Origin of the sequence: Agilicoccus flavus (assembly GCF_014857905.1) — a bacterium.
Classification (GTDB): Bacteria; Actinomycetota; Actinomycetes; order Actinomycetales; family Dermatophilaceae; genus Agilicoccus; species Agilicoccus flavus.
Window position 1 is genome coordinate 169289 of record NZ_JACYXE010000007.1, and the last position, 23173, is coordinate 192461.

Below are 23173 nucleotides of genomic sequence, written 5' to 3' on the forward strand. Positions count from 1 at the left end.
ACGCCGTTCTCGGGGCGCGTGCCTAGGCTGAGGAGCATGTCGAGCGCCCCGCCCACCCCGTCCGAGCGGACCGGCTCGGCTCCCGCACCGCTGGGGGTCGGCCTCCTGGGCGTGTGCGCGCTCGCGGCGGTCGTGGCCGCCGGGCTCGTCGGAGGCGCGTTCACCGGCCTCGTCGGCTTCGACGACGGCGGGCCGCTCGCCCGCTGGGGCGTCCCCGTGACCAAGGTGCTCCACGACGCGTTCGCCGCCGCGACGGTGGGCCTGCTCCTGCTCGCCGGCACCATCGTGCCCGAGCGGGCCTCGACGCACCGGCGCGCCACGGCGGCACGGGCCGCGACGGTGACGGGCGGCGTCTGGGCGCTCGCCGGCCTCGCCCACCTCGTGCTCCTCGTCTCGAACGTCACCGGGCTCGCGCTGACCGACCCCGCCTACCTCGGCCAGCTCGCGTCGGCGTACCGGATCGAGTTCTTCGCCGTGCCGCTCGTGAGCCTGCTCGTCGCCGTGGCGGCGACGGTCATGGCGGCGTTCGCCCGCACCCGTGCCGCCCTCACCTGGGCGGCGGTCGTCGCCCTCCTCGGAGTGGTGGTGCTCGCCCTCGTCGGCCACGCCGCCGGCGCCGCCGCCCACGACACGGCGGTCAACTCCCTCGCGATCCACCTCGCGGGGGCGATCACGTGGAGCGGCGGCCTCGTCGCCCTGGTCGTGCTGCGCCGCGCCCTCGGCCCGGCCCTCGCCGTGAGCGTGCGCCGCTACTCCACCCTCGCGGCCTGGTGCTTCGGGGCGGTCGCCCTCTCGGGGGTGCTCAACGCCGCCGTCCGCCTGGGCTCGCCGGCCGGGCTGGCCACGCCCTACGGCGTTCTCGTCGTCGCGAAGGCGCTGATCCTCCTCGCGCTCGGGCTGGCCGGGTGGCGGATGCGGTCCCGGCTCGTCGGCCGGCTCGAGGAGGGTGACCGCGAGCGCTCCGCGTTCGCCGGCCTCGCCCTCGGCGAGATCGCGCTCATGGGGGCGGCGATGGGGATCGGTGCCGCGCTGGCCTCCTCCCCTCCGCCGGTGCCGCAGACCGAGTCGCCCGACGTCGCCACCTCGCTCACCGGCTACCCGGCCCCGCCCGTCCCGCTCGAGGGCGCGGCCTGGCTCACCGTCCGGGTCGATTGGCTGTGGCTCGCCGTGGCGGTGCTCGGCATCGGCCTCTACCTCGCGGGCGTGCGGCGCCTGCGGCGGCGCGGCGACGCGTGGCCCGTCCAGCGCACGATCTTCTGGTGCGCCGGCTGGCTGCTCTTCGCGTGGGTGACCAGCGGTGCCCCCGGCGTGTACGGCCGGGTCATGTTCAGCGCGCACATGCTCATGCACATGACGCTGACGATGGGGGTGCCGCTCGTGCTCGTGCTCGGCGCGCCCATCACGCTCGCGTCGCGCACCCTCGCCCCGCGCAAGGACAAGACGCTCGGGCCCCGCGAGATCCTCCTCGCCGTGGCCCACTCCCGGTGGGTGAACTTCTTCGCCAACCCCGTCGTCGCCGCGGTCAACTTCGTCGGCAGCCTCTACGTCTTCTACTTCTCGGGCCTGTTCGAGCTCGCCCTGCGCACGCACACGGGCCACGTGCTCATGGTCGTCCACTTCATGCTCGCCGGGTACGTCTTCGCGTGGTGTCTCATCGGCGTCGACCCGGGGCCGAAGCGCTGGCCGCCGTCGCTGCGGCTCGTGCTGCTCTTCCTTGCGATGAGCGTGCACGCCTTCTTCGGTCTCGCGCTCGTGCAGAGCAAGACGCTGCTCGCCGAGCCGTTCTTCGGCGCGCTGCGGCTGCCGTACGTGCCCGACCTCCTCGCCGACCAGGTCAGGGGCGGGCTGTTCACGTGGGGCATCGGCGAACTGCCCATGCTCGGCCTCGCCATGGCCGTGGCCCTCGTGTGGATGCGCGCCGACGAGGCGGAGGCCCGCCGGGGCGACCGGCGCGCCGACCGGGACGACGACGCCGAGCTCGCCGCCTACAACGCCGAGCTCGCCCGTCGGGCCGAGGCGACGCGGCGCGCCGAGGGTCGCTGAGCCGGCTCAGGCGCCGCCGGCCGCGTGCCGGGCGAACGTCTCGCGCGCTCGCGCCCACACCGGGCCGTCCGGCAGCGTGAGCAGGACGGGCAGGAGCTGGGCCGAGTACGACGCGCTCGCCTCGGCCGGCAGCATCGTCGGGAGGTTGTCGATGGCGATGAGCGACACCGCGCCCGCGCCGCTGCGCAGGGAGGTGACCGGCCGCTCCCACGTGGTCACGGCGTCGTAGACGGGCAGCACGTTGAGGTCGGAGGTGACGTCGCAGGTGACGTCGCTGATCATCGTGAGTCGGCGGCCCGCGCGGTCGAGGTCGGCGTCCGTGAGGAACGGCGGCACCGGGCGGTCGACCATCACCGTGTTGACGAGGATGTCGTGGGCCAGCAGGGCGTCCATGTCGAGCGTCGCGGTCTCGGCCGCGTCCCATCGCGTGGGTTCGATGCCGGCGGCCGCGAACGCGTCGCACGCCCCCGTCCCCGAGCGGCCCAGGGCGCCGATGACGAGCGCGCGGGTGTCCGGGCCGGCCCCGGCACCGGCGGCGAGCGCCGCGTCGAGGGTCGCGCGGTCGGTGGGGACCAGGGGTCGGGGGAGCTCGTCGCGGAAGGCGAGCACCGCGAGCGCGGCGCCGACGTACCCCGCCCAGTAGCCGAACGCGGCGACCCGCCGCCCGTCGTCACCCACGAGGTACTCGAGGTCGAGCAACGTCCCGCCGCCGGCCGCGAACCGTCGCAGCAGCCCTTGCGCGCCGTCCTGGCCCTTGTAGGCGTGCCCGAAGTAGATGTGGTCGCGCAGCGGGGTGTCGGCCTCCGGCAGCTCCTTGAGACCGATGACGATCGCGCCCTCCGGCGCGTCGGCCCACGTGCCTCCGGGCGCGGTGCGCGCCCCCGCCTCGACGTACGCCTCGATGGGGAAGCAGCGCGCGTGCGACTGCTCGACGACGACGTCGAAGCCGTGCTCGACCAGCGTGCGGGCGTCGGCGGGGGAGATGGGGGCGCGGCCCTCGCCCGGGCGGGACTCGTGTCGCATCCACAGCAGGGGGCGGTCGGTCATGCCGGGCTCCGTTCGCGCGTGAGGGGTCCCGGGGCGATCGACCGCGCCCGGGAGAACGGAGGGGCGGGTGAGCCACGTCACGTTCGCGCCCGAGCATGCCACGCCGGCCGCGGGCCCGCGCCCCGCGTGGTCACCGGGCCCGGACGCCCCCACCGTGGTGGGCGGGGCGCGCGGCGGCTCAGGCGGCCGAGGCGGCGCCGGTCAGGCCCCAGGCCTGGGCGAACAGCTCGTACGAGCGCGCCCGCATCGCCGGGTCCCACGTGTAGGTCGTCGTGATGACCTCGTCGAGCTCGTAGGTGTCGACGAACCGCTGCACGGCGTCGGCGGTCTCGTCGGGGGTGCCGACGGCCCGCACGGCCTGCATCGAGTCGGTGACGGCGATGACGCGGGGGTCGAGCCCGGTGACGATGTCGTTCGACGGCGGAACGAGCGGGCCGGTCCGGCCGGAGCGGATCGACGCGCCCATGGCGATCGCCGACGTGCGCAGGAACTCGGCCTCGTCCCGCGTGGGGGCGGTGAGGACGTTGATGCCGGCCATGACGTACGGGCGGTCGATCTGGGCGGTGGGCGCCGAGGGGTCGAAGTGGGCCCGGTAGTACTCGAGCGCCTGGCTCAGCTGGTCGGGCGCGAAGTGGGACGCGAAGACGAACGGCAGGCCGAGCGCGGCGGCGACGCTCGCGCCGCCGAGCGAGGAACCGAGCATCCACAGCGGCACGTTCGTGCCCTCGCCGGGCAGGGCGCGGATCCGCGGACCCGAGCCGTCCTCCGGCCGGGGAGCGAGCCATTCCTGCAGGTCGGCGACGTCGCGCGCGAACGAGTCGAGCTGTCCGGTGCCGCGGCGCAGCGCGGCGGCCGTCATCGGGTCCGTGCCGGGTGCGCGCCCGAGACCCAGGTCGACGCGGTCGCCGTACAGGGTCGCGAGGGTGCCGTACTGCTCGGCCACCATGAGCGGCGCGTGGTTGGGGAGCATGACCCCGCCGGACCCGACGCGGATGTGGTCGGTGTGCGCGGCGATGTGCGCGAGCAGCACCGAGGTCGCCGAGCTGGCGAACGTCTCGCTGCCGTGGTGCTCGGCCATCCACCACCGGTGGTAGCCCCAGGCCTCCGCGTCCTGGGCGAGCTTCGTCGAGTCGCGCAGGGCCTGCGCGGCGTCGGAGCCCGCCGAGACGGGGGCGAGGTCGAGGATCGAGACGGGGACGCGGTCGGAGGTGGGCATGTCGCGGACAACGCCGACCGCCCCCGATCCATTTCGCCGGGCGCGTCGAAGGGGTGCCGCGTCGGGCCGGGCACCTCCGGTCCCGAGCCCCGGGCCCTCCTCGGCTCGCGTCGCTCGGTCCGGCCTCGGGGCGGCCCCTCTCCGGCGGGTCCGGTGGTCGCGGCCCGGGGGGTGGGAGCGGAACTCGTCGGGCCGAATCGCCTCAGGTCCCAGGGCGACCGGCCGATCGGGACACGACGTCCGCAACAGGAGGCAACAGTGTCGATCGGTCTGGGTATCTTCCTCATCGCCCTCGGGGCGGTCCTGAGCTTCGCCGTCCGGGACAGCCTGGCCGGCGTCGATCTCGTCACGGTCGGCTTCATCATGATGGCCGCCGGCCTGGCCTGCGTCCTCCTCTCGTTCATCCTCGACAGCCAGCGCCGACGCCGCGCCACGGTCGTCGAGCGCCACGTCGAGCGGCCCCTGCCGCCGACCGACCCGTACGGGCGCTGACCTCCGCACCCCGCCGACACCCGATCCACCCGCAGGGCCCGGCCCCGGCGGGTGGATCGCGTTGTGCGCGCGGCGTTGTGACAGCATTCGGTCGTGCGACGTGACGGGGCGGACGTGTACCTCGTCGGGCTGCGGCTGACGGGGCGGGCGGTCGTGGTCGTCGGCGGGGGACGGGTGCTCGCCCGCCGGCTCGAGACGCTCCTGCGCTCCGGGGCCGACGTCGTCGTCGTCGCCCCCGCGCTGCATCCCGTCGTCGCCCGGGCGGCGCAGGAGGGGCGCATCCGCTGGGAGCCCCGCGCCTACGCGCCGGGGGACCTCGCCGAGGCCTGGTACGCGATGGCGTCGACCGACTCCCCGGAGGTGAACGCGGCCGTCGTCGCCGAGGCCGAGACCCGCCGCATCTTCTGCGTGCGCGCCGACGACGGGTCGGCCGGCCAGGCCGTGACCCCCGCGACCGGTCGGCGGGGCGAGGTCCAGGTCGGGGTGCTCACGGGCGGCGACTACCGCGCCTCCCGCCGCCTGCGCGACGAGTTCGTGAAGCAGCTGACGCGGGACGGGTACTCCTAGTCCGGCCGAGCACGAGAGCGGCGCCTCGCGGTCGCCGTCCGCGGTCGGGCCCCCGTCCCGACAAATAAGACCGGAATATGAGCAACACAACGTCGCGTTATGGTTGGCGGCGGCGCGAACCCCACCCCGATCCCGTGCAGGAGCCATCCCGGCGCGGGGGCCCGTGAGGTCTCGCGACTCCCGTCAGCCCGTGTCAGCTCCGTCGTGAGGACCCATCGCGCATGTCAACGATCACCTCCGCCGAGCGGTCGAATCGCTCCGGTCGCAAGGCTCGCCCGGAGGGCCAGTGGGCCCTCGGCCAGCGTGAACCCCTCAACCACAACGAGGAGTTCAAGCGCGAGGACAACCCCCTCAACGTGCGCGATCGCATCGTCGACACGTACGCCAAGGAGGGGTTCGACTCCATCCCCAGCGACGACCTGCGCGGTCGGTTCCGCTGGATGGGTCTGTACACCCAGCGCAAGCCCGGCATCGACGGCGGCCGCACGGCCCAGCTCGAGCCGCACGAGCTCGACGACACGCACTTCATGATGCGCGTCCGGCTCGACGGCGGTCGCATGTCCGTCGCCCAGCTCGAGGCGATCGCCGACATCTCGACGACGTACGCCCGCGACACCGCCGACATCACCGACCGGCAGAACATCCAGCTGCACTGGGTGCGCATCGAGGACGTCCCGGCGATCTGGGACCGGCTCGCCGCGGTGGGCCTCGACACGACCGAGGCGTGCGGCGACTGCCCCCGCGTCATCCTCGGCTCCCCCGTCGCGGGCGTCTCGCGCGACGAGGTCATCGACCCGACGTCGGCCATCGACGAGATCAAGGCCCGCTGGATCGGCGACCCCACGCTGTCCAACCTGCCGCGCAAGTACAAGACGAGCGTGAGCTGGCAGTGGGACTGCGTGCCGGAGATCAACGACATCTCGTTCGTCGGGGTCGTGCACCCCGAGCACGGGCCGGGCTTCGACGTCCTCGTCGGCGGCGGGCTGTCGACGAGCGCGCACCTCGCGCAGCGCCTGGGCGCGTGGGTGTCGCTCGAGGACGTCCCCGAGATGTGGGAGGCCATGACCGGGTTCTTCCGCGACTACGGGTACCGCCGGCTGCGCAACAAGGCCCGCCTGAAGTACCTCGTCGCCGACCTGGGGGCGCAGCGGGTGCGCGAGATCCTCGAGACCGAGTACCTGAAGCGCCCGCTCATCGACGGTCCCGCCGCCCAGGCCCCCGTCGCGCCGATCGACCACGTCGGCGTCCACGAGCAGAACGACGGGCTGCGCTACGTCGGTTTCTCGGCCGTCGCCGGCCGCGTCAGCGGCTCGGTGCTGACCCAGGTCGCGCAGGCGGCCCGCGCCGCCGGGTCCGACCGCGTGCGGCTCACGCCCCTGCAGAAGCTCGTCGTGCTCGACGTCCCGGAGGACAAGGTCGAGCCGCTCATCGAGGCGCTCGATCCGGTCGGGCTGCAGGCCCGTCCGTCGATCTGGCGCCGCAGCGTGCTCGCCTGCACCGGGCTCGAGTTCTGCAAGCTCGCCATCGTCGAGACGAAGGCCCGCGCGGCGACCCTCGTCGAGCAGCTCGAGGAGCGTCTCGGCGCGATCGGCCTCGACGAGCCCGTCACCGTCGGCCTGAACGGCTGCCCCAACAGCTGCGCCCGCATCCAGACGGCCGACATCGGCCTCAAGGGGCAGATCGTCACCGACGACGACGGCAACCAGGTCGAGGGCTTCCAGGTCCACCTCGGCGGCGGGCTCGACGCCGACCCCGCGTGGGGCCGCAAGGTCCGCGGGCACAAGGTCACCTCCGCCGAGCTGGGCGACTACATCGAGCGGGTCGTGCGCAACTACGTCGAGCAGCGCGCCGACGGCGAGCGGTTCACGCAGTGGGCGCGCCGGGCCGACGAGGAGGCGCTGGTATGAGCGGCGACGAAGCGGCGAGCTTGCGAGTCCGAGGAGCGCGACAGGACGGTATGACGGACCAGACGACCACCACCCCCACGCGCCGGTCGGAGGAGGAGCTGCGGGCGCTCGTCGAGAGCGGCCGCGCGGAGCTCGGGATCACGGCCGACCACGACGCCGACGCCCGCGACGTCATCGCGTGGGCGGCCCGGACGTTCGGCGCCCGGTTCGCGATCACGGCCTCGATGCAGGACACGGTGCTCGCGCACCTCGTCAGCGAGGTGGCCCCGGGCACGGACGCGCTCTTCCTCGAGACCGAGTACCACTTCCCCGAGACGCTGGCGACGCGCGACGCGGTCCGTGAGCGGTACCGCATCAACGCGCGCGACCTGCGCGCCGACCAGAGCCCGGCGGAGCAGGACGAGACGTACGGCAAGGACCTGTTCTCCTCCAACCCCGACCTGTGCTGCCTCCTGCGCAAGGAGACGCCGCTCGACGAGGCGATGGAGGACTACGAGGCGTGGGCCACGGGCGTGCGTCGCGCCGAGGCCGTGACGCGCCGCGCGACGCGGCAGATCGCGTTCGACGAGCGCCGCGCCCGCGTCCGGATCGCGCCGCTCGCGGCGTGGACCGACGAGGAGGTCGAGGCGTACGCGGTCGAGCACGACGTCATCCGCAATCCGCTGCTCGACCAGGGCTACCCGTCGATCGGGTGCGCCCCGTGCACGCGCAAGGTCCTCCCCGGCGAGGACGCCCGGGCCGGCCGCTGGTCGGGAACCGAGAAGATCGAATGCGGGATCAACGTATGAACGAGACGCTGACGCACGAGTCGGACACGGCGGCCGCGCAGCCGGTCGCCGCCGGCGGCACCCTGTGGCTCACGGGCCTCTCGGGGTCGGGCAAGTCGACGATCGCGACGGCGCTGGCGCGCCTGCTCTCGACGCGCGGCCGCGCGGTCGAGGTCCTCGACGGCGACGACCTGCGCGAGAACCTCTCGCCGAACCTCGGGTTCTCGCGGGAGGACCGCGACGCCCACGTCACGCGGGTGGGCTACCTCGCCCGCACGTTGTCCCGGCACGGGGTGTTGTCGATCGTGCCGGTCATCGCGCCGTACCGCGACACCCGCGCCGCCGTGCGGGCGGCCCACGAGGCCGCCGGCCTGCCCTACGTGGAGGTGCACGTGTCGACGCCGGTCGCCGAGTGCGCCCGCCGCGACGTCAAGGGCCTGTACGCCGGTCACGCCGCCGGCACGGTGAGCCACCTCACCGGGGTCGACGACCCGTACGAGGCCCCCACCGACCCCGATCTGCGCATCGACACGTCCGGCACGCAGTTGGCCGACGACGTCGAGGCCGTGCTCACCCTCCTCGACGCGAAAGGACTGTTGTGACTCTCACCGTTGACACCGACCGCGGCGCCACCGCCGGCGCGGCGGGCCGCGCCCCCCGACCGGCCATGGACGCGAGCCTGCGGGCCCTCGAGGCCGAGGCCATCCAGGTCATCCGCGAAGTGGTCGCCGAGTTCGACCGTCCCGCGCTGCTGTTCAGCGGTGGCAAGGACTCCGCCGTGCTCCTGCACGTGGCCCGCAAGGCCACGGCGCCGGCGCCGCTGCCGATCGCGCTGCTGCACGTCGACACCGGGCACAACCTGCCCGAGGTCCTCGAGTTCCGCGACCACGTCGTCGCGCAGGGCAACCACGAGCTCGTCGTGGCCGCGGTCGAGGAGTGGATCGCCGACGGCCGGGTCACCGAGCGTCCCGACGGCGTCCGGAACCCCCTGCAGACGGTCCCGCTGCTCGACACCATCAACGAGCGCCGGTTCGACGCCGTCCTCGGCGGCGCCCGTCGCGACGAGGACCGGGCCCGCGCCAAGGAGCGGATCTTCTCGATCCGCGACGCCTTCGGCGGCTGGGACCCCCGCACCCAGCGCCCCGAGCTGTGGAACCTGTACAACGGCCGCCACGCCCCCGGCGAGCACACCCGCGTGTTCCCGCTGAGCAACTGGACCGAGCTCGACATCTGGCGCTACATCGCGGCCGAGAACGTCGAGCTCCCGAGCATCTACTACGCCCACGAGCGCCCGGTCTGGCGCCGCGACGGCATGTGGATGACCCCGGGGCCCTGGGGCGAGCCCGGCGAGGGCGAGACGCTGGAGACCCGGCTCGTCCGGTACCGCACGGTGGGCGACGGCTCGTCCACCGGCGCGGTCGACTCGACCGCTACGACGGTGGCCGACGTCATCGCCGAGATCTCGGTGTCCCGGCTCACCGAGCGCGGCGCCACCCGCGCCGACGACCGCCTCTCCGAGGCCGCCATGGAGGACCGCAAGCGAGAGGGCTACTTCTGATGACGACGACCACCGGGACGGGCGTGGACGAGACGACCGAGGCGGAACGCGAGGCCGCGGCCGAGGTGCTCGCCGCGGCCCGCAGCGAGCTGCGGCTCGTCGTGGCCGGGAGCGTCGACGACGGCAAGTCGACGCTCGTCGGGCGCCTCCTGTTCGACACCAAGTCGATCCTCGCCGACACGTACGAGTCGATCACCGACGCCAGCCGCCGCCGCGGGTCCGAGGACGTCGACCTCGCGCTCCTCACCGACGGCCTGCGCGCCGAGCGTGAGCAGGGCATCACCATCGACGTCGCGTACCGGTACTTCTCGACGCCGCGGCGGTCCTTCGTGCTCGCCGACACTCCCGGGCACACGCAGTACACCCGCAACACCGTCACGGGTGCGTCCACGGCGCAGGCCGCGGTCGTCCTCGTCGACGTGCGCCACGGCGTGTCCGTGCAGACCCGGCGTCACCTCGCGGTGATGGCGCTGCTGCGCGTGCCGTCGGTCATCGTGGCCGTCAACAAGATGGACGCGCAGGCGTGGTCCCGGGCCCGCTTCGACGAGGTCGCCGCCGACGTCCGCGCGGTGGCCCGCAACGTGGGTCTGCCCGAGATCGATGTTGTCCCCGTCAGCGCGCTGACCGGCCAGAACGTCGTCGACGGCGGCGGTGAGCGGCACGACGCCGCGGGGGACTGGTACTCGGGCGCGACGCTCCTCGAGCTCCTCGAGGGCATCGACGTCACCTCCCGGGCGGCGCACGAGCCGTTCCGGATGCCGGTGCAGCTCGTCATCCGGCCGCGCACCCCCGAGCACCCGGACTACCGGGGGCTGGCCGGACGCATCGCCGCCGGCACGCTGCGGGTGGGCGACGTCGTCCGGGCGCTCCCCGGCGGCACGACGTCGACGGTGACGGGTCTCGACACCCCCGCCGGTCCCGCGCAGGAGGCGGCGGCGGGCGAGTCGGTGACCGTGCTGCTGTCCGACGAGGTCGACGTGGGGCGCGGTCAGGTGCTCGTCCACGCCGACGGCGAGCGTCAGCCCCGCGTCCTCGACTCCCTCGACGGCGTCGTGTGCTGGCTGTCCGAGAAGCCGTCGACCCCGAACCAGCGGGTGCTCGTCAAGGCCGGCACGAAGGTCGTCCGCGCCATGCTCACGACGTCCGGTCAGGCCTGGGACGTCGACGCCCAGGACTGGGTGGCCAGTGACGAGCAGGCGCAGCTCAACGACATCGTGCGCGTCGGGGTGCGGCTCGCCGAGTCCGTCGCCGTCGACGAGTACACCGACGACCGGCACACCGGCGGGTTCCTCGTCATCGACGCCGCCGGCGGGGCCACCCTCGCCGCCGGCATGGTGGGCAACCCGCTGACGGGTCGTTTCGACCCCAGCATCTGATGGGCCCCACCCCGGCACCGGCCGACGCCGCGTCGGCCGGTCCGGCGGCCCCCGGCCTGCGGGGGGCATCGCTGCTGCTCGTCGGGCACGGCAGTCGCGACCCGCGTTCGCCCGCGGGCCTGCGCGTGCTCACGGACGCGGTCGCGGTGGCCGCGGCGGAGGTCGATTCGGCCGGGGCCGATGCCGCGATCGGCGTCGAGGGCAGGGCCGGCATCGACGCGGGTCTTGCCGTCGAGCTGGCGTTCCTCGAGTTGTCCGATCCCCTCCTCGAGGACGTCCTCGCCCGCCTGACGGGCGAGGTCGTCGTCGTCCCGCTGCTCCTCGCGTCGGCGTTCCACGCGCGTTCCGACCTCCCGGAGCGGCTGGGCGCGGTCGCCGATTCGCGCGACGACGTGACGTTTCGCAGGGCCGACGTCCTCGGTCCCGCCCCCGAGCTCGACGCGGCCGTCGCCCACCGCGGGCGCGGCCTGCTCGACGCGGGGTGCGACGCGCTCGTCCTCCTCGGCACGGGGTCGTCGCACGAGGCGGCCAACGCCGAGGTCGACGCCGTCGCCGAGCGCGTCGCGGCCGACCTCGGCGCCGACGTCCGGGCCGCGTTCGTCACCCGCGGCCGCGAGCTCGCCGTCGCCGTGGCCGAGCTGCGCGCCGGGGGCGCGGCGCGCGTCGGCCTCGTGCCGTGGTTCCTCGCCCCCGGGCTGCTCCTGGACTCCGGCCTCGCCACGGCCGCCGACCTCGGGGTGGACGACGTGGCCGACACCCTCGCCGGGGAGCCCTCCCTCGCGCGGCTCGTGCTCGCGCGGGCCGCCGCGGCTGCGATCACGCCGGCCTCCGGCCCCTGAGAGTCCGCCACCCGCAGGACGCCGAGCGCGCCCGCCGGCCGCCCGGCCTCTCGGCCGCTCGGCACCTCGGATCCCGCTGCTGCCGCCGCGCGCCGTCGGGCCGTCCACCGGGGGTCGGTCCGCCGTCCGCGGTCCGCGCCGGCGGGGTCGGGGCCTGTGCACGGCCCCGGTGTCGGCCGCGGGGCGCGAAGGCTGGCGGCATGACCTACGCACACCTGCCCACCGGCTGGGCCCAGCGGCCCGTCACCGACGCCGATCTCTTCGAGGACGTCGTGGATCTCGTCGTCCGGGAGGACTCCCGGATCCGGGGCTGCGTGTACCTCCTGCTGTGTCATTCGAGCGGCCGGGTGGCTCAACCGGTCGCCGTCGAGGACTGCCCCGTCCGCGAGGACCCGGATCGGGTGGTCGACGCGATGCGGGCCCTCTTCGCGCGCGCCGGCGACCGGTGGGGCGATCCGAGGGTCGTGCTCGTGGTCGGGCGCCCGGGCCCGGCCGCGCCCGACGCCGCCGACTTGCGCCTCCAGCGCGAGCTGCTGCGCGTGGCCCGGGACGCCGGGCTCGGCGTCATCGGCTTCGCCCTCGCCACTCCCGCCGGCGTCACCGCCCTGGCCGCGGCGAACGCGATGGCCGAGCGGGCCGAGCCGACCGCCGAGCGGCGCGTCAGGGGTGCGGGGCGGGGTCGCGCGGCGGCCCGTCGACGCGGTTGACCCAGGCGTCGATGCCGCCGGCGAGGTGGCGCACCCGGTCGTACCCCTGGCGGCGCAGATGCTCGAGGACGATCGCCGATCGGGAGCCGGCGGCGCAGTGGAGCACGACGTCGCGGTCGCGGGGGAGCTCCACCGCCCCGGTGAGGATGTCGTCCTTGCGCAGGTGCAGCGAGCCGTCGATGACCGACAGCTCCCGTTCGACGTCCTCCCGGACGTCGACGAGCAGGATCTCGCCCGCGGCGAGGAGGACGGCGAGCTCGTCGGCGTCGACGGCCCCGTCGTCGCCTCCGACGCCGGCGGGCACGGCGCACGCGACGGCGAGGTCCTGCAGCCGCGTCACCGGGACGCGGGCCGCGTCGGGCCGCAGGGCCAGCTCGCGCCACGTCGCCGCGAGCGCGTCGTGCACGAGCAGCCGCCCCACGAGGGGGCGCCCGATCCCGGCGATGAGCTTGATGGCCTCCGTGCCCATGGCCGCCCCGATCGCCGCGCACAGCACGCCGAAGACGCCGGCCTCGGCGCACGACGGCACGAGTGCGGGGTCGGGCGGCTCGGGGAAGATGTCGCGGTAGACGGGCCCGTGGCCGGGCCAGAACACGCTCACCTGGCCGTCGAACCGCAGGATCGACCCCCACACGCATGGCATCCGCAGGATCTCGGTCGCGTCGGCGACGAGGTAGCGCGTCGCGAAGTTGTCGGCGCCGTCGAGCACGAGGTCGTAGTCGCCGAGGATGTCGAGGGCGTTCTGGGCCGTGAGGCGGCACCGGTGGATGCGGACCTCGATGTCGGGGTCGAGGGCGGCGATCGTGTCGCGCGCGGACTCGACCTTGGGCCGCCCGACGTCGCTCACGCCGTGGACGACCTGCCGCTGCAGGTTGGAGACGTCGACGACGTCGTCGTCGACGACCCCGATCGTCCCGACCCCGGCCGCCGCGAGGTAGAGCAGGGCGGGGGAGCCGAGGCCCCCGGCGCCGATGACGAGCACCCGGGCGGCGAGCAGCCGCCGCTGCCCCTCGACGCCGATGCCGGGCAGGAGGGCGTGCCGCGCGTACCGGCGCGCCTGCTCCGGCGTGAGCGGGGGGCCGGGTTCGACGAGCGGGGGCAACGCGCCGGTCACAGGTCGGCCCGCCCCTGCATCGGCGAGGACGCGAGGGCGTGACGGCGCTTGGGGATCCGCCCCGCCCGGCGCGCGTGGAAGCCCGCCTGGACGGCGTGCCGGAACGCGAGGCCCATCCGCGCCGGGTCGTGGGCGCGCGTGACCGCGGTCGCGAGCAGCACCGCGTCGCACCCCAGCTCCATCGCGAGGGCGGCGTCGGAGGCGGTGCCGATCCCGGCGTCGAGCACGACGGGCACCCCGGCGCGCGACACGATGAGCTCGATGTTGTGCGGGTTGAGGATGCCGAGGCCGGTGCCGATCGGCGCCCCCAGCGGCATGACCGCGGCGGCCCCCATCTCCTCCAGGCGCAGCGCGGCGACGGGGTCGTCGTTCGTGTAGGCGAAGACGGAGAAGCCGCGGGCCACGAGTTGCTCGGTCGCGTCGAGCAGCTCGGTGGCGTCGGGCAGGAGGGTCGTGTCGTCGGCGATGACCTCGAGCTTGACCCAGTCGGTCTCGAGCGCCTCGCGGGCGAGCTCGGCGGTGAGGACCGCCTCCCGGGCCGTGAAGCACCCGGCGGTGTTCGGCAGGATCCGGATGCCGCGCGCCCGCAGCAGCCCGAACAGCGAGCCCGCCTGGCCCGGCGAGTACCGCCGCATCGCGACGGTCGTCAACGTCGTCCCCGACGCGTCGAGCGCCGCTCCCAGCGCCTCGAGGCTGGGGATGCCGCCGGTGCCCATGACGAGGCGGCTGCCGACGCGTTCGCCCGCGACGACGAACGCGTCGTCCAGGCGGTCGCCGTGGTCGCCGGCGGCCTCGGACACGTCGGGCGTGTCCGAGGTGCGGGTGGGGCGGGTTCCCGTGTCGGTCATCTCAACCTCCCTGGACGGCGGTGACGAACTCGAGCCGCGCGCCGTCGGTGAGCGGCGTGAGCGCCCACGCGCCGCGCGGCACGACCTCGCCGTCGACGGCGAGGGCAGAGCCGAGGCCCGGACCCTCCAGCGGCCGGCCGTCGTCGCCGATCGCGCGGCCGGTGAGATCGGCGACGAGGTCTCGGCAGGTCGTGCCGGTCGCCACGGTGCGCGGCTCGTCGTTGACGTGCACGCGGACGGCGCCGACGGGGTCGGCGTCGACCGGTGCCTCGTCGGGTGCGGCGTGGAGGTGGTGGTCGTGGGCGGGATCAGGCACGGCGAGCCCCTTCCGGGTCGGTGGAGGCGGTGGAACGGACGTGGGCGAACCGGGCTGGGTCGAAGGCGGCCAGCCGCGGCGCGAAGTCGGGTTCGGGGGCGAGTCCGAGGCCGTGGGCCACGGCCTCGGCGACGACGGGGGCGAGGACGACCCCGTGGCGGTACAGGCCGGTCGCGGCGAACAGCCCGGGCGCGCCGAGGGGGCCGAGCAGCGGCGCGTTGTCTGGCGTGCCGGGGCGGGCCCGGGCGAGGGACTCGGTCAGGGCGAACTCGGCGACCGCCGGGACGAGCCGGATCGCGTCGCGCAGCAGGTCGTGGACGCCGCCGGCGCTCACGGCCGGGTTGCCGTCCTCGCGGCTCGTGGCCCCGAGGACGACGCTGCCGTCGGCCCGCGGCACGAGGTAGACGGTCCGCCCGCCGACGGCGGCGCGGATCACGCCGGAGAGCAGGCCCCGCAGGTGGGGCGGCGGGTCCAGGCGGATCACGTCGCCGTACACGGGCCGCAGCAGGCCGGCCAGGTCGACGCCCAGCCCCGCGAGCTCGGCGGCGCCGACCCCGTTCGCGACGACGACGGCGTCGGCGTCGACGTGGCGGCCGTCGGCGAGGTCGACCCCGGAGACGGGGCTGCTCGGCTCCTCGCCGGTGTGCGTCACCCCGACCGCGGGCACGCGTTCGACCTCCCCGCGCGCCTGCAGGTCGGCGAGGAGCGCCGCGGCCAGCGCGCGCGGGTCCACCTGGTGGTCGTGGGGCGCGAGGAAGGCGCACGACAGCCCGGGCCCGAGCAGGACCTCGCGGGCGCGGGCCTCCCGTGTCGTCAGCCGTTGCGTGGCCAGGCCGAGCACGAGCGACAGGTCGTGCAGCGCGGTCAGGGTGTCGCGGTCGGCGGCGTCGGCCCCGACGATGAGGGTCGGGGTGTCGCGGAACCCGGTGGGTCCGGCGTCGCCGCGGCCCACGCGGGCCGCGAATTCGGGGAAGCGGCGCGCCGACTCGAGCAGGAGCAGCGTGAGGTCGTCCTCGCGGTGGGAGGTCTCGCCGACCGGCGCGAGCATCCCCGCGGCCGCCCGGGTGGCCCCGCCCGCGGGGTCGGGGTCGATCACCGTCACGCTCGCGCCGGCCTCCGCGGCCCGCCACGCGACGGACAGGCCGACGACGCCCCCGCCGATGACGTTCACCCGCACGGTGTCCTCCCTTCGTCGGCATGATCCGCATCAGGTCCTGGCGGTCGGTGGCCCGGCCCGTCCGGCCCGGCGCGCACCCTCTCAGCCTCTCGGCTCCCGCGACCCCCCTAGCGTAGGTGGCTGTGACGACCCCGCCCACGCCCGCCCGGTCCGCGACGCTCGCCCGCCTCGCCGACGCCCGGCTCTACCTGTGCACCGGCCTGCGCCCGGCGCCCGCGCGCGCGAGGCGACCCGACCCGGTCACCGAGCCGCGGGAACAGGCGAGCGCCGACCTGACGTCGCTCGCGGAGTTCGCGCGGTCGGCCGTGGCGGGAGGCGTCGACCTGGTGCAGGTCCGCGAGAAGCACGTCGAGGCCGGCGCCGAACTGGCGGCGCTCGCCGCCGTCGCCGGCCCGGTCCGCGCGGGCGGCGCCCTTCTCGCCGTCAACGACCGCGCCGACGTCGCCCTCCTCGCGGGGGCGGACGTCCTCCACGTGGGGCAGGGGGACCTCACGCCCGCGCAGGCGCACCGGCTCGCGCCCGACGTCGCCGTCGGGCTCTCGACGCACGACCCCGACCAGCTCGCGGCGGCCCTCGAGGACCCCGACGTCGACTACGTCTGCGTCGGGCCGGTGTGGGCGACGCCGACCAAGCCGGGCCGCCCGGCCGCCGGCCTCGATCTCGTCCGCGCCGCCGCCGAGTCCGGGACGAGCAAGCCATGGTTCGCGATCGGCGGGATCGACGCCGACACCGTGCGGGAGGTCGTCGCGGCCGGTGCCTCTCGGATCGTCGTCGTCCGCGCGGTCGCCCACGCCGACGACCCGGCCGCCGCCGCTGCCGCCCTCCGCGCCGCCCTGGCCGGCTGAACCCGCCGACCGGCCGGGTCGACGCGGGGCCGTGACGGTGCCGTGACGGGGCCCCGGCACGACCGCGCCCGGCCACCTCGGGCGAGGCGACCGGGCGCGGTCGATGCGGCGGGGCGGCTCAGAAGGCCGCCTCGGGGATGTCCATGAGGGCGTTGTCGGTGTGCACGGCGATGGAGCGCTCGCCGGCGATCTTCGGCAGCACGTTGCGCGCGAAGAAGCGGGCGGCGGCCACCTTGCCGGTGTAGAAGTTCGTGTCCGCCTCGCTCACGCCGCCCCGCTCGAGGGCGGCGAGCGCGACCTCCGCCTGGCGCAGCAGCAGCCAGCCGACGACGACGTCGCCCGCGCACAGCAGGAGGCGGGAGGTGTTCTGGCCGACCTTGTAGAGGTTCCTCGGGTCGTTGTCCTCGCCCGTGCGGGGGTCGGACTTCATCAGGTCGCCGACCATGTGACCGAGGATGGCCTGGGTGTCCTCGCCGGCCTTGCCGAGCAGGCGCCGCTCGACGGAGAGCGCCTCGGGCCCGTTCGTCACGAACTCCTGGATCTGCCCGGCCATGTGCCCGAGGGCGCCGCCCTTGTCGCGGATGATCTTGCGGAAGAAGAAGTCCTGGCCCTGGATCGCGGTCGTGCCCTCGTAGAGGGTGTCGATCTTCGCGTCGCGCACGTACTGCTCGATCGGGTAGTCGTCGAGGAAGCCCGAACCTCCGAGGGTCTGCAGCGACTCGGTGCCGAGCAGGACCCAGGCGCGCTCGGAGCCCACGCCCTTGACGAGCGGGAGCAGCAGGTCGTTGACGCGCGCGGCCATGCCGATCTCGGAGTCGGGCTCGACCTCGCCGCCGCCGCCGAGCTCGTGGCGGTCGACGACGTCCTGCAGCGAGGCGGTGTAGAGCACGAGGGCGCGCAGGCCCTCGGCGTACGACTTCTGCAGCATGAGGCTGCGGCGCACGTCGGGGTGGTGCGTGATGGGCACGCGCGGGGCGGACTTGTCGGCCATCTGCGTGAGGTCGGCGCCCTGGAGGCGGCTCTTCGCGTACTCGAGGGCGTTGAGGTAACCGGTCGAGAGCGTGGCGATCGCCTTGGTGCCGACCATCATCCGGGCGTACTCGATGATGACGAACATCTGCGCGATGCCGTCGGTGGAGTCGCCCACGAGGGTGCCGACGGCGGGCTCGAACTCGCCGAAACGCAGCTCGCACGTCGTGCTGACCTTGAGGCCCATCTTGTGCTCGACGTTGGTCACGTACGCGCCGTTGCGCTCGCCGAGCTCGCCGGTCTCGAGGTCGACGTGGTACTTCGGCACGGCGAAGAGGGAAAGGCCCTTCGTGCCGGGGCCGGCCCCCTCGGGGCGGGCGAGGACGAGGTGGACGATGTTGTCCGACAGGTCGTGCTCGGCCGAGGTGATGAAGCGCTTGACGCCCGTGATGTTCCACGTGCCGTCGTCGTTCTTCGTCGCCCGCGTGCGGCCGGCGCCGACGTCGGAGCCGGCCTCGGGCTCGGTGAGCACCATCGTCGAGCCCCACTGCTTCTCGACCATGTGGGCGGCGAGCTTCTTCTGGTCCTCGGTGCCGAGGTCGTAGAGCACCTTCGCGAAGCCGAAGCCGGCCGAGTACATGTGCACGGCCGGGTTGGCGCCGAGCACCAGCTCGGAGACCGCCCAGCGCAGCGACGGCGGGACGACCGTGCCGCCGAGCTCGGCCGGCGCGGTGAGCATGCCCCAACCGCCGTCGACGTAGCTCTTGTACGAGCGCTTGAACGCCTCGGGCAGCGTCACCGAGTGGGTCTGCGGGTCGAAGATCGGGGGGTTGCGGTCGGAGTCGATGAGGCTGTCCGCGAGCTCGTTCTCGGCGAGGCGGGCCACCTCCGCGAGGATCTCGCGTGCGACGTCCGCGTCGACCTCCTCGTACGGGCCGGAGCCCAGGATCTCGTCGCGCTGCAGGACCTCGAACAACATGAACTCGAGATCGCGGACGTTGCTCTTGTAGTGGCCCACGCTGGACACCCCCGGTGGTCGGCGTTCGTGGGGCCTGCGCGACCCCTACTTGTCAGTAACTTGAGTGTGACTGCGTGCAGCTGCAAGCGCAAGCCGGTGGGGTCGCAGCCGGCGCGCCGGTAGGATGGGAGGCTTCCGACACGCGGCCGTGTCGGTGTCACAGGTCGACCGACGAGGGGTCCTCATGAGCGAATCCGTGGAGACAGAGCGCACCTTCGAGGTCCCCAGGCGCTGGTCGATGCCGCGGCTCGCGGGGGTCGGGCGTGTGACCGAGGTCTCGCCGGCCAGGCGCATGACGCAGACCGCGACCTACCTCGACACCCTCGGCCTCGACCTCCTCGAGGCGAAGCACACGCTCCGCCGCCGCACGGGTGGGACGGACGCCGGCTGGCACCTGAAGAAGCCGCGGGGCGGGGACTCCCGCCTCGAGGTCGCGGCCCCGCTCGGCCGGGGCGCCGTGCGGATCCCGGCGGAACTCGTCGAGCAGGTCGCGGACCTCGCGGCCACGCGCCCGCTCGTGCCCGTGTGCCGGCTGCGCACGCGCCGGGTCCGGCGCCGGTTGCTCGACGAGTCCGGCGCCACGATCGCGCTCGTCGAAGACGACACCGTCGAGGCCACCGTGCTCGTCGACGGCGAGCGGGTGCACCGGTGGCGCGAGGTCGAGGTGGAGCTGGTGGACGGCGGCGACGACGACCTCGAGGCCGTGACGAGGGCGCTGCTCGACTCCGGCCTGTCGGTGTCCGACGCCCCGAGCAAGCTCGCCCGGGCCCTGTCCGAGGTCCGGGGCCGACGGGTGCCCTCGAAGAAGGGCGACCCGGCGGGTGAGGTGGTGCTCGTGTACGTCGGCAAGCAGGTCGCGGTCCTCCAGCAGCTCGACCGGGCCGTGCGGGCGGACGCCGCGGACGCGGTCCACAAGTCCCGCGTGGCCACCCGCCGTCTGCGCAGCGCGCTCAAGGCGTTCGCGCCGCTGTTCGACACGTCCGTCACGGAGCCGCTGCGCGCCGAGATCGCCTGGCTCACGGGAGCGCTCGGCGGGCCACGCGACGCCGAGGTCATGCGCGAGCGCCTCGTCGGGTTGCTCGAGTCGACCGACCCCGCCCTCGTGCGGGGCCCCGCCGCCTCCCGGCTGCGGGGGTTCCTCGACACCCGTCACCAGCGGGCGCACGCCGATCTGGTCAAGGCCCTCGACTCGCCGCGGTACGAGCGGCTCATGGCCGCCCTCACCGAGCTCGTCGTCGATCCGCCGTTGACGGACGCGGGTCGCGAGGCCGCGAAGACGGCGCTGCCTCCGCTGATCCACCAGGCATCGACCAAGGTCGAGAAGGCGGCACGGGTCGCCCGGTCGAGCGAGGACGCCGCCGCGCGCGAGGAGGCGATCCACGACGTCCGCAAGCGCGCCAAGGCCGCGCGGTACACGGCCGAGGCCGGCGGCGGGGCCGTCAAGGGCGACCCCGGGGCGGTCGCCAAGGCGTGGACCGGACTGCAGGAGGCGCTCGGCGAGCACCAGGACAGCGTCGTCGCCCGCGGCGTCCTCGAGGAGGTCTGCGCGCAGGCGCGGAAGGCCGGCGAGGACACGTTCACCTACGGCGTCCTCATCGGCCGCGAGGCGCAACGGGCCGCCGACATCGAGGGCGAGTACGAGACGCTCCTGTCCGACGCCCGCGACGCCGCGCGGTCGCTGACGAGCTGATCGCGCCGGCGCGGATCCGCGGCGGGTGAGACGTCTGCGCCCGTCGGCGGGCACGGGTGAACCGGACCGCAGGGCGGTCCCCGGCAGGAGGTGATCGGCCGCGTCCGTGTCGGGTAGACTCTGGCGAGTTGCCGCCCACGGCCACCGCGGACACGCGGATCAAACTTCGATCGCATGATCGAATCAAAGATCGTGAGCAGCAGTTACGCGAGTGTAGTTCAATGGTAGAACATCAGCTTCCCAAGCTGAATACGCGGGTTCGATTCCCGTCACTCGCTCCACGTGGTACCCGCTCGTCGTGGTGCCGGACGCGACAGGCCCCGCCCGAGGACTCTTCGGGCGGGGCCTGTCGCATGTGCGCTCGAGGGCCCGGCCGCCTACCGGCGGCAGCCCACGGTCACCGCGGCGAGGGCGTCGACGGCGTTGCGGGCCGCGACGGTCTCGCGCCGGCCGTTCTCGAGGAACGCGAAGATCCGGTCCCGTCCGTCGACCCCGCGCGCGACGCCGGCGAGCGCGACGACGTCGTTGAGCGTGCCCGTCTTGGCGATGACCCGGCCCGCGGCGCAGCGGGTCGCGGCGATCCGGTAGCGGGTGCGCAGGGTCCCGGTCTGGCCGGCGCGGGGCATGGCGCCCGGCGCGAAGACGACCGCGCGGTCGCTCGGATCGGCGTGGAGCTTGCCGATCACCGACGTCAGCGTGCGCACGGGCATCCGGTTCGAGCGCGATAACCCCGAGCCGTCGTAGACGCGATAGCCCCCCGTCGGGACGCCGGCCTTCGCGAGCACCGAGCGCTGATGGGCGAGGGCCGCCGACCACGTCGGGAAGCGCCCGTCCTGCAGGGCCGCGTAGCGCAGCAGGTACTCGGCCTGGTCGTTGTCGCTGACCCGCAGCATCGTCCCGACGATGCTGCCGATCCGCGGCGAGCGGGTCACGCCCACCTCGGTGCGGCCGGCGGGTGCGGCGCCGCGGGCGAGGGTCCGCACCGCGATGCCGTTGGCCTTGAGGTGGGCCCGGAACGCCGAGCCCGCCGCCATCGTGCCGTCGGCGCCGCGGTAGCCGGCCAGGGTGAGGCCGCGGACCCACTGCACCTCGCGGCCGCTGATGTAGCTGCGCTTCCACCCGGTCGCGAGGCTCGGGCGGGGGAAGGCCGTGTCGTCGACGTAGAGGGCGACGTTCGTCCGCCCCTGCCCCTTGAGCCGCGCGGCGACCGAGCGGGCGAGGACGCCGAGGCGGGACGAGGTGAGGGTGGGGTCGCCGCCCCCGCGCAGGTAGAGGTTCCCCGGGTTGGCGCGACTGCTCAGGGCGCGGGTCTCGATGCGGTCGGATCCGGGCACGGTCTGCAGCACGGTGAACGCGGTGAGGACCTTCTGCGTCGAGGCGGGCATCCGGGTCCGCGCGGCGCGGTGCGACCACAGGACGCTCCCGCTCGCGCGGTCGACGACCATGCCGCTGAGGTAGGGACCGAGGTAGGCGCTGCGCGCGGCGGACGACAGGGACGTGGAGATCGTCACCGGCGAGAGCGTCGTCACGGCCGCCGCGAGGCGGAGACCGGCGAACGAGCCGGCCGAGCCGGGTACGACGGGTGCGGCGGGTGCAGCCGCGGGTCGGGACACGACGGAGACCGCGGGTGTCGGCGCGGTGGCCGCGGCGGCGGGTGCGCCGCCGGTGACGGTGGACATGGAAGCGACGGCGACCACCGTGAGACCGGCGGCAGCGAGTGAGCGGGACGACATGTGGGCGAGACCCTTTCGGACGGACGGCACGGGTGTGCACCCCCCCGAGGCGATCCGCGCGGAATCGAGCCCAAGGCGACCGGCGCCCCCTCCGACGCCGGCCGCCATGAGCGGGCACGACCGAGCAGCTGCGCTCGCGACCTCCCTGTCGGCCGGGAGCAGCCCGGCCTGAGGTGGATCTCCGTCATATTCCGACGAATTCGCGAACCGGTCGCGTCAGGGCGCGCGGGCACGCGGCGCCCGAGGGGCGGAAGCGGGCGCGGGAGCGGGCGCGGTTCGCATAGCCTGTGGCGGTGCTTCTCTCCGACCGCGATATCCGTGCCGAGCTGTCGCAAGGGCGCGTGCGGCTGGACCCCTCGGATCCGTCGATGATCCAGCCGTCGAGCATCGACGTGCGCCTGGACCGGTACTTCCGCCTGTTCGACAACCACAAGTACGCGGTCATCGACCCGTCGGAGGAACAACCGGACCTGACCCGTCTCGTCGAGGTCGAGACCGACGACTCGTTCATCCTGCATCCGGGCGAGTTCGTGCTCGGGTCGACCTTCGAGAACGTCACGCTGCCCGACGACGTCGCCGCCCGGGTCGAGGGCAAGTCGTCCCTCGGTCGCCTCGGCCTGCTCACGCACGCGACCGCGGGGTTCGTCGACCCGGGGTTCGACGGGCACGTGACGTTGGAGCTGAGCAACGTGGCGACCCTGCCGATCCGCCTGTGGCCGGGCATGAAGATCGGCCAGCTCTGCTTCTTCCGGCTCACCTCTGCCGCCGAGCACCCGTACGGCAGCGCCGAGCGCGGCTCGCACTACCAGGGTCAGCGCGGCCCGACCGCCTCCCGCTCGCACCAGAACTTCCACCGCACGCGCGTCTGATCCCCCGGGGACGCGCCGGATCTCGCCGCGGCACACGGGATCCGTCGCGTCCCACGGCGCCGCCCGACCCGGCCG

21 protein-coding genes and 1 tRNA gene are annotated in these 23173 nt (G+C 74.5%); 14 read left to right on the forward strand and 8 right to left on the reverse strand.

All coding sequences use genetic code 11. The features are described 5' to 3' along the window. The first annotated feature begins 36 nt into the window (after positions 1 to 36). A complete protein-coding gene (locus ICW24_RS11965; RefSeq protein ID WP_226345950.1) occupies positions 37 to 2043 on the forward strand; it encodes a bifunctional copper resistance protein CopD/cytochrome c oxidase assembly protein in 2007 nt (668 codons plus the stop codon). A gap of 6 nt (positions 2044 to 2049) precedes the next feature. On the opposite strand, the gene ICW24_RS11970 is transcribed toward ICW24_RS11965, so the two are convergent. After that, on the reverse strand, positions 2050 to 3090 hold the full coding sequence (locus tag ICW24_RS11970; RefSeq protein ID WP_226345951.1) for a saccharopine dehydrogenase: 1041 nt from the start codon (positions 3088 to 3090) through the stop codon (positions 2050 to 2052). A 178-nt stretch (positions 3091 to 3268) separates the two neighbouring features. Next, a complete protein-coding gene (locus ICW24_RS11975) occupies positions 3269 to 4306 on the reverse strand; it encodes an LLM class flavin-dependent oxidoreductase (RefSeq protein ID WP_226345952.1) in 1038 nt (345 codons plus the stop codon). A gap of 258 nt (positions 4307 to 4564) precedes the next feature. Between ICW24_RS11975 and ICW24_RS11980 the strand changes: the two genes are divergently transcribed. The 9 genes from ICW24_RS11980 to ICW24_RS12020 all read left to right on the forward strand — a co-directional run bounded on the left by ICW24_RS11980 (position 4565) and on the right by ICW24_RS12020 (position 12519). Further along, positions 4565 to 4798, forward strand: coding sequence for a DUF6458 family protein (locus tag ICW24_RS11980; RefSeq protein ID WP_226345953.1), 234 nt, complete (start codon positions 4565 to 4567; stop codon positions 4796 to 4798). A gap of 93 nt (positions 4799 to 4891) precedes the next feature. Continuing rightward, on the forward strand, positions 4892 to 5365 hold the full coding sequence (locus tag ICW24_RS11985; protein WP_226345954.1) for a precorrin-2 dehydrogenase/sirohydrochlorin ferrochelatase family protein: 474 nt from the start codon (positions 4892 to 4894) through the stop codon (positions 5363 to 5365). 221 nt (positions 5366 to 5586) lie between these two features. Continuing rightward, the gene (locus tag ICW24_RS11990) at positions 5587 to 7272 is read left to right on the forward strand and encodes a nitrite/sulfite reductase (RefSeq protein ID WP_226345955.1); all 1686 of its coding nucleotides are present in this window, start codon (positions 5587 to 5589) and stop codon (positions 7270 to 7272) included. 50 nt (positions 7273 to 7322) lie between these two features. Further along, positions 7323 to 8060: a phosphoadenylyl-sulfate reductase gene (locus ICW24_RS11995; RefSeq protein ID WP_226345956.1), complete on the forward strand. Its 738-nt coding sequence runs from the start codon at positions 7323 to 7325 to the stop codon at positions 8058 to 8060. Further along, positions 8042 to 8641, forward strand: a complete 600-nt coding sequence (cysC, locus tag ICW24_RS12000) for an adenylyl-sulfate kinase (protein WP_226345957.1) — start codon at positions 8042 to 8044, stop codon at positions 8639 to 8641. Before ICW24_RS11995 ends, cysC begins: the two co-directional genes overlap by 19 nt. Positions 8642 to 8706: 65 nt before the next feature. Further along, positions 8707 to 9597 (forward strand): sulfate adenylyltransferase subunit CysD, encoded by an 891-nt coding sequence (gene cysD, locus ICW24_RS12005; protein ID WP_226346015.1) that lies wholly within the window; start codon positions 8707 to 8709, stop codon positions 9595 to 9597. Further along, a complete protein-coding gene (locus ICW24_RS12010) occupies positions 9597 to 10973 on the forward strand; it encodes a sulfate adenylyltransferase subunit 1 (protein ID WP_226345958.1) in 1377 nt (458 codons plus the stop codon). Before cysD ends, ICW24_RS12010 begins: the two co-directional genes overlap by 1 nt. Continuing rightward, entirely contained in the window at positions 10973 to 11812 is an 840-nt protein-coding gene (locus ICW24_RS12015) for a sirohydrochlorin chelatase (protein WP_226345959.1), read from the forward strand. The genes ICW24_RS12010 and ICW24_RS12015 overlap by 1 nt, the downstream gene beginning before the upstream one ends. 200 nt (positions 11813 to 12012) lie before the next feature. After that, entirely contained in the window at positions 12013 to 12519 is a 507-nt protein-coding gene (locus tag ICW24_RS12020) for a hypothetical protein (protein ID WP_226345960.1), read from the forward strand. On the opposite strand, the gene moeB is transcribed toward ICW24_RS12020, so the two are convergent. The 4 genes from moeB to thiO are packed head-to-tail and all read right to left on the reverse strand — an operon-like array spanning position 12473 to position 15974. Continuing rightward, positions 12473 to 13633 carry a molybdopterin-synthase adenylyltransferase MoeB gene (gene moeB / locus ICW24_RS12025; protein ID WP_226345961.1) on the reverse strand — a complete coding sequence of 387 codons (1161 nt, stop codon included), beginning with the start codon at positions 13631 to 13633 and terminating at the stop codon, positions 12473 to 12475. The genes ICW24_RS12020 and moeB overlap by 47 nt on opposite strands. Beyond that, a complete protein-coding gene (locus tag ICW24_RS12030) occupies positions 13630 to 14481 on the reverse strand; it encodes a thiazole synthase (RefSeq protein ID WP_307781333.1) in 852 nt (283 codons plus the stop codon). The genes moeB and ICW24_RS12030 overlap by 4 nt, the downstream gene beginning before the upstream one ends. Position 14482: 1 nt before the next feature. Beyond that, a complete protein-coding gene (thiS, locus tag ICW24_RS12035) occupies positions 14483 to 14797 on the reverse strand; it encodes a sulfur carrier protein ThiS (protein ID WP_307781334.1) in 315 nt (104 codons plus the stop codon). Continuing rightward, the gene (gene thiO, locus ICW24_RS12040) at positions 14790 to 15974 is read right to left on the reverse strand and encodes a glycine oxidase ThiO (RefSeq protein WP_226345962.1); all 1185 of its coding nucleotides are present in this window, start codon (positions 15972 to 15974) and stop codon (positions 14790 to 14792) included. Before thiO ends, thiS begins: the two co-directional genes overlap by 8 nt. Before the next feature lie 122 nt (positions 15975 to 16096). Between thiO and thiE the strand changes: the two genes are divergently transcribed. Next, the gene (gene thiE / locus ICW24_RS12045) at positions 16097 to 16819 is read left to right on the forward strand and encodes a thiamine phosphate synthase (RefSeq protein ID WP_226345963.1); all 723 of its coding nucleotides are present in this window, start codon (positions 16097 to 16099) and stop codon (positions 16817 to 16819) included. A gap of 118 nt (positions 16820 to 16937) precedes the next feature. Here thiE and ICW24_RS12050 read toward each other — a convergent pair whose 3' ends face one another. Then, positions 16938 to 18806 (reverse strand): acyl-CoA dehydrogenase, encoded by a 1869-nt coding sequence (locus tag ICW24_RS12050; RefSeq protein WP_226345964.1) that lies wholly within the window; start codon positions 18804 to 18806, stop codon positions 16938 to 16940. A gap of 184 nt (positions 18807 to 18990) precedes the next feature. Here ICW24_RS12050 and ICW24_RS12055 point away from each other — a divergent pair, with 184 nt between their 5' ends. Together ICW24_RS12055 and ICW24_RS12060 are read left to right on the forward strand one after the other, a co-directional pair. Continuing rightward, positions 18991 to 20496 carry a CYTH and CHAD domain-containing protein gene (locus tag ICW24_RS12055; RefSeq protein ID WP_226345965.1) on the forward strand — a complete coding sequence of 502 codons (1506 nt, stop codon included), beginning with the start codon at positions 18991 to 18993 and terminating at the stop codon, positions 20494 to 20496. 207 nt (positions 20497 to 20703) lie between these two features. Next, positions 20704 to 20777: transfer RNA gene (locus ICW24_RS12060), tRNA-Gly, on the forward strand. A gap of 96 nt (positions 20778 to 20873) precedes the next feature. Here the strand turns inward: ICW24_RS12060 and ICW24_RS12065 are convergent. Further along, positions 20874 to 22175, reverse strand: coding sequence for a D-alanyl-D-alanine carboxypeptidase/D-alanyl-D-alanine-endopeptidase (locus ICW24_RS12065; protein WP_226345966.1), 1302 nt, complete (start codon positions 22173 to 22175; stop codon positions 20874 to 20876). 347 nt (positions 22176 to 22522) lie between these two features. On the opposite strand from ICW24_RS12065, the gene dcd reads away from it, so the two are divergent. Then, entirely contained in the window at positions 22523 to 23098 is a 576-nt protein-coding gene (dcd, locus tag ICW24_RS12070) for a dCTP deaminase (protein ID WP_226345967.1), read from the forward strand. Positions 23099 to 23173 lie beyond the last annotated feature (75 nt).

Bases quoted from the DNA above. Each gene is read 5' to 3' on its own strand.
- ICW24_RS11965 (WP_226345950.1), top strand. From the start codon at position 37: ATGTCGAGCGCCCCGCCCACCCCGTCCGAGCGGACCGGCTCGGCTCCC.
- ICW24_RS11970 (WP_226345951.1), bottom strand. From the start codon at position 3,090: ATGACCGACCGCCCCCTGCTGTGGATGCGACACGAGTCCCGCCCGGGC.
- ICW24_RS11975 (WP_226345952.1), bottom strand. From the start codon at position 4,306: ATGCCCACCTCCGACCGCGTCCCCGTCTCGATCCTCGACCTCGCCCCC.
- ICW24_RS11990 (WP_226345955.1), top strand. From the start codon at position 5,587: ATGTCAACGATCACCTCCGCCGAGCGGTCGAATCGCTCCGGTCGCAAG.
- ICW24_RS11995 (WP_226345956.1), top strand. From the start codon at position 7,323: ATGACGGACCAGACGACCACCACCCCCACGCGCCGGTCGGAGGAGGAG.
- cysC (WP_226345957.1), top strand. From the start codon at position 8,042: ATGCGGGATCAACGTATGAACGAGACGCTGACGCACGAGTCGGACACG.
- cysD (WP_226346015.1), top strand. From the start codon at position 8,707: ATGGACGCGAGCCTGCGGGCCCTCGAGGCCGAGGCCATCCAGGTCATC.
- ICW24_RS12010 (WP_226345958.1), top strand. From the start codon at position 9,597: ATGACGACGACCACCGGGACGGGCGTGGACGAGACGACCGAGGCGGAA.
- ICW24_RS12015 (WP_226345959.1), top strand. From the start codon at position 10,973: ATGGGCCCCACCCCGGCACCGGCCGACGCCGCGTCGGCCGGTCCGGCG.
- ICW24_RS12020 (WP_226345960.1), top strand. From the start codon at position 12,013: ATGACCTACGCACACCTGCCCACCGGCTGGGCCCAGCGGCCCGTCACC.
- ICW24_RS12030 (WP_307781333.1), bottom strand. From the start codon at position 14,481: ATGACCGACACGGGAACCCGCCCCACCCGCACCTCGGACACGCCCGAC.
- ICW24_RS12055 (WP_226345965.1), top strand. From the start codon at position 18,991: ATGAGCGAATCCGTGGAGACAGAGCGCACCTTCGAGGTCCCCAGGCGC.
- ICW24_RS12065 (WP_226345966.1), bottom strand. From the start codon at position 22,175: ATGTCCACCGTCACCGGCGGCGCACCCGCCGCCGCGGCCACCGCGCCG.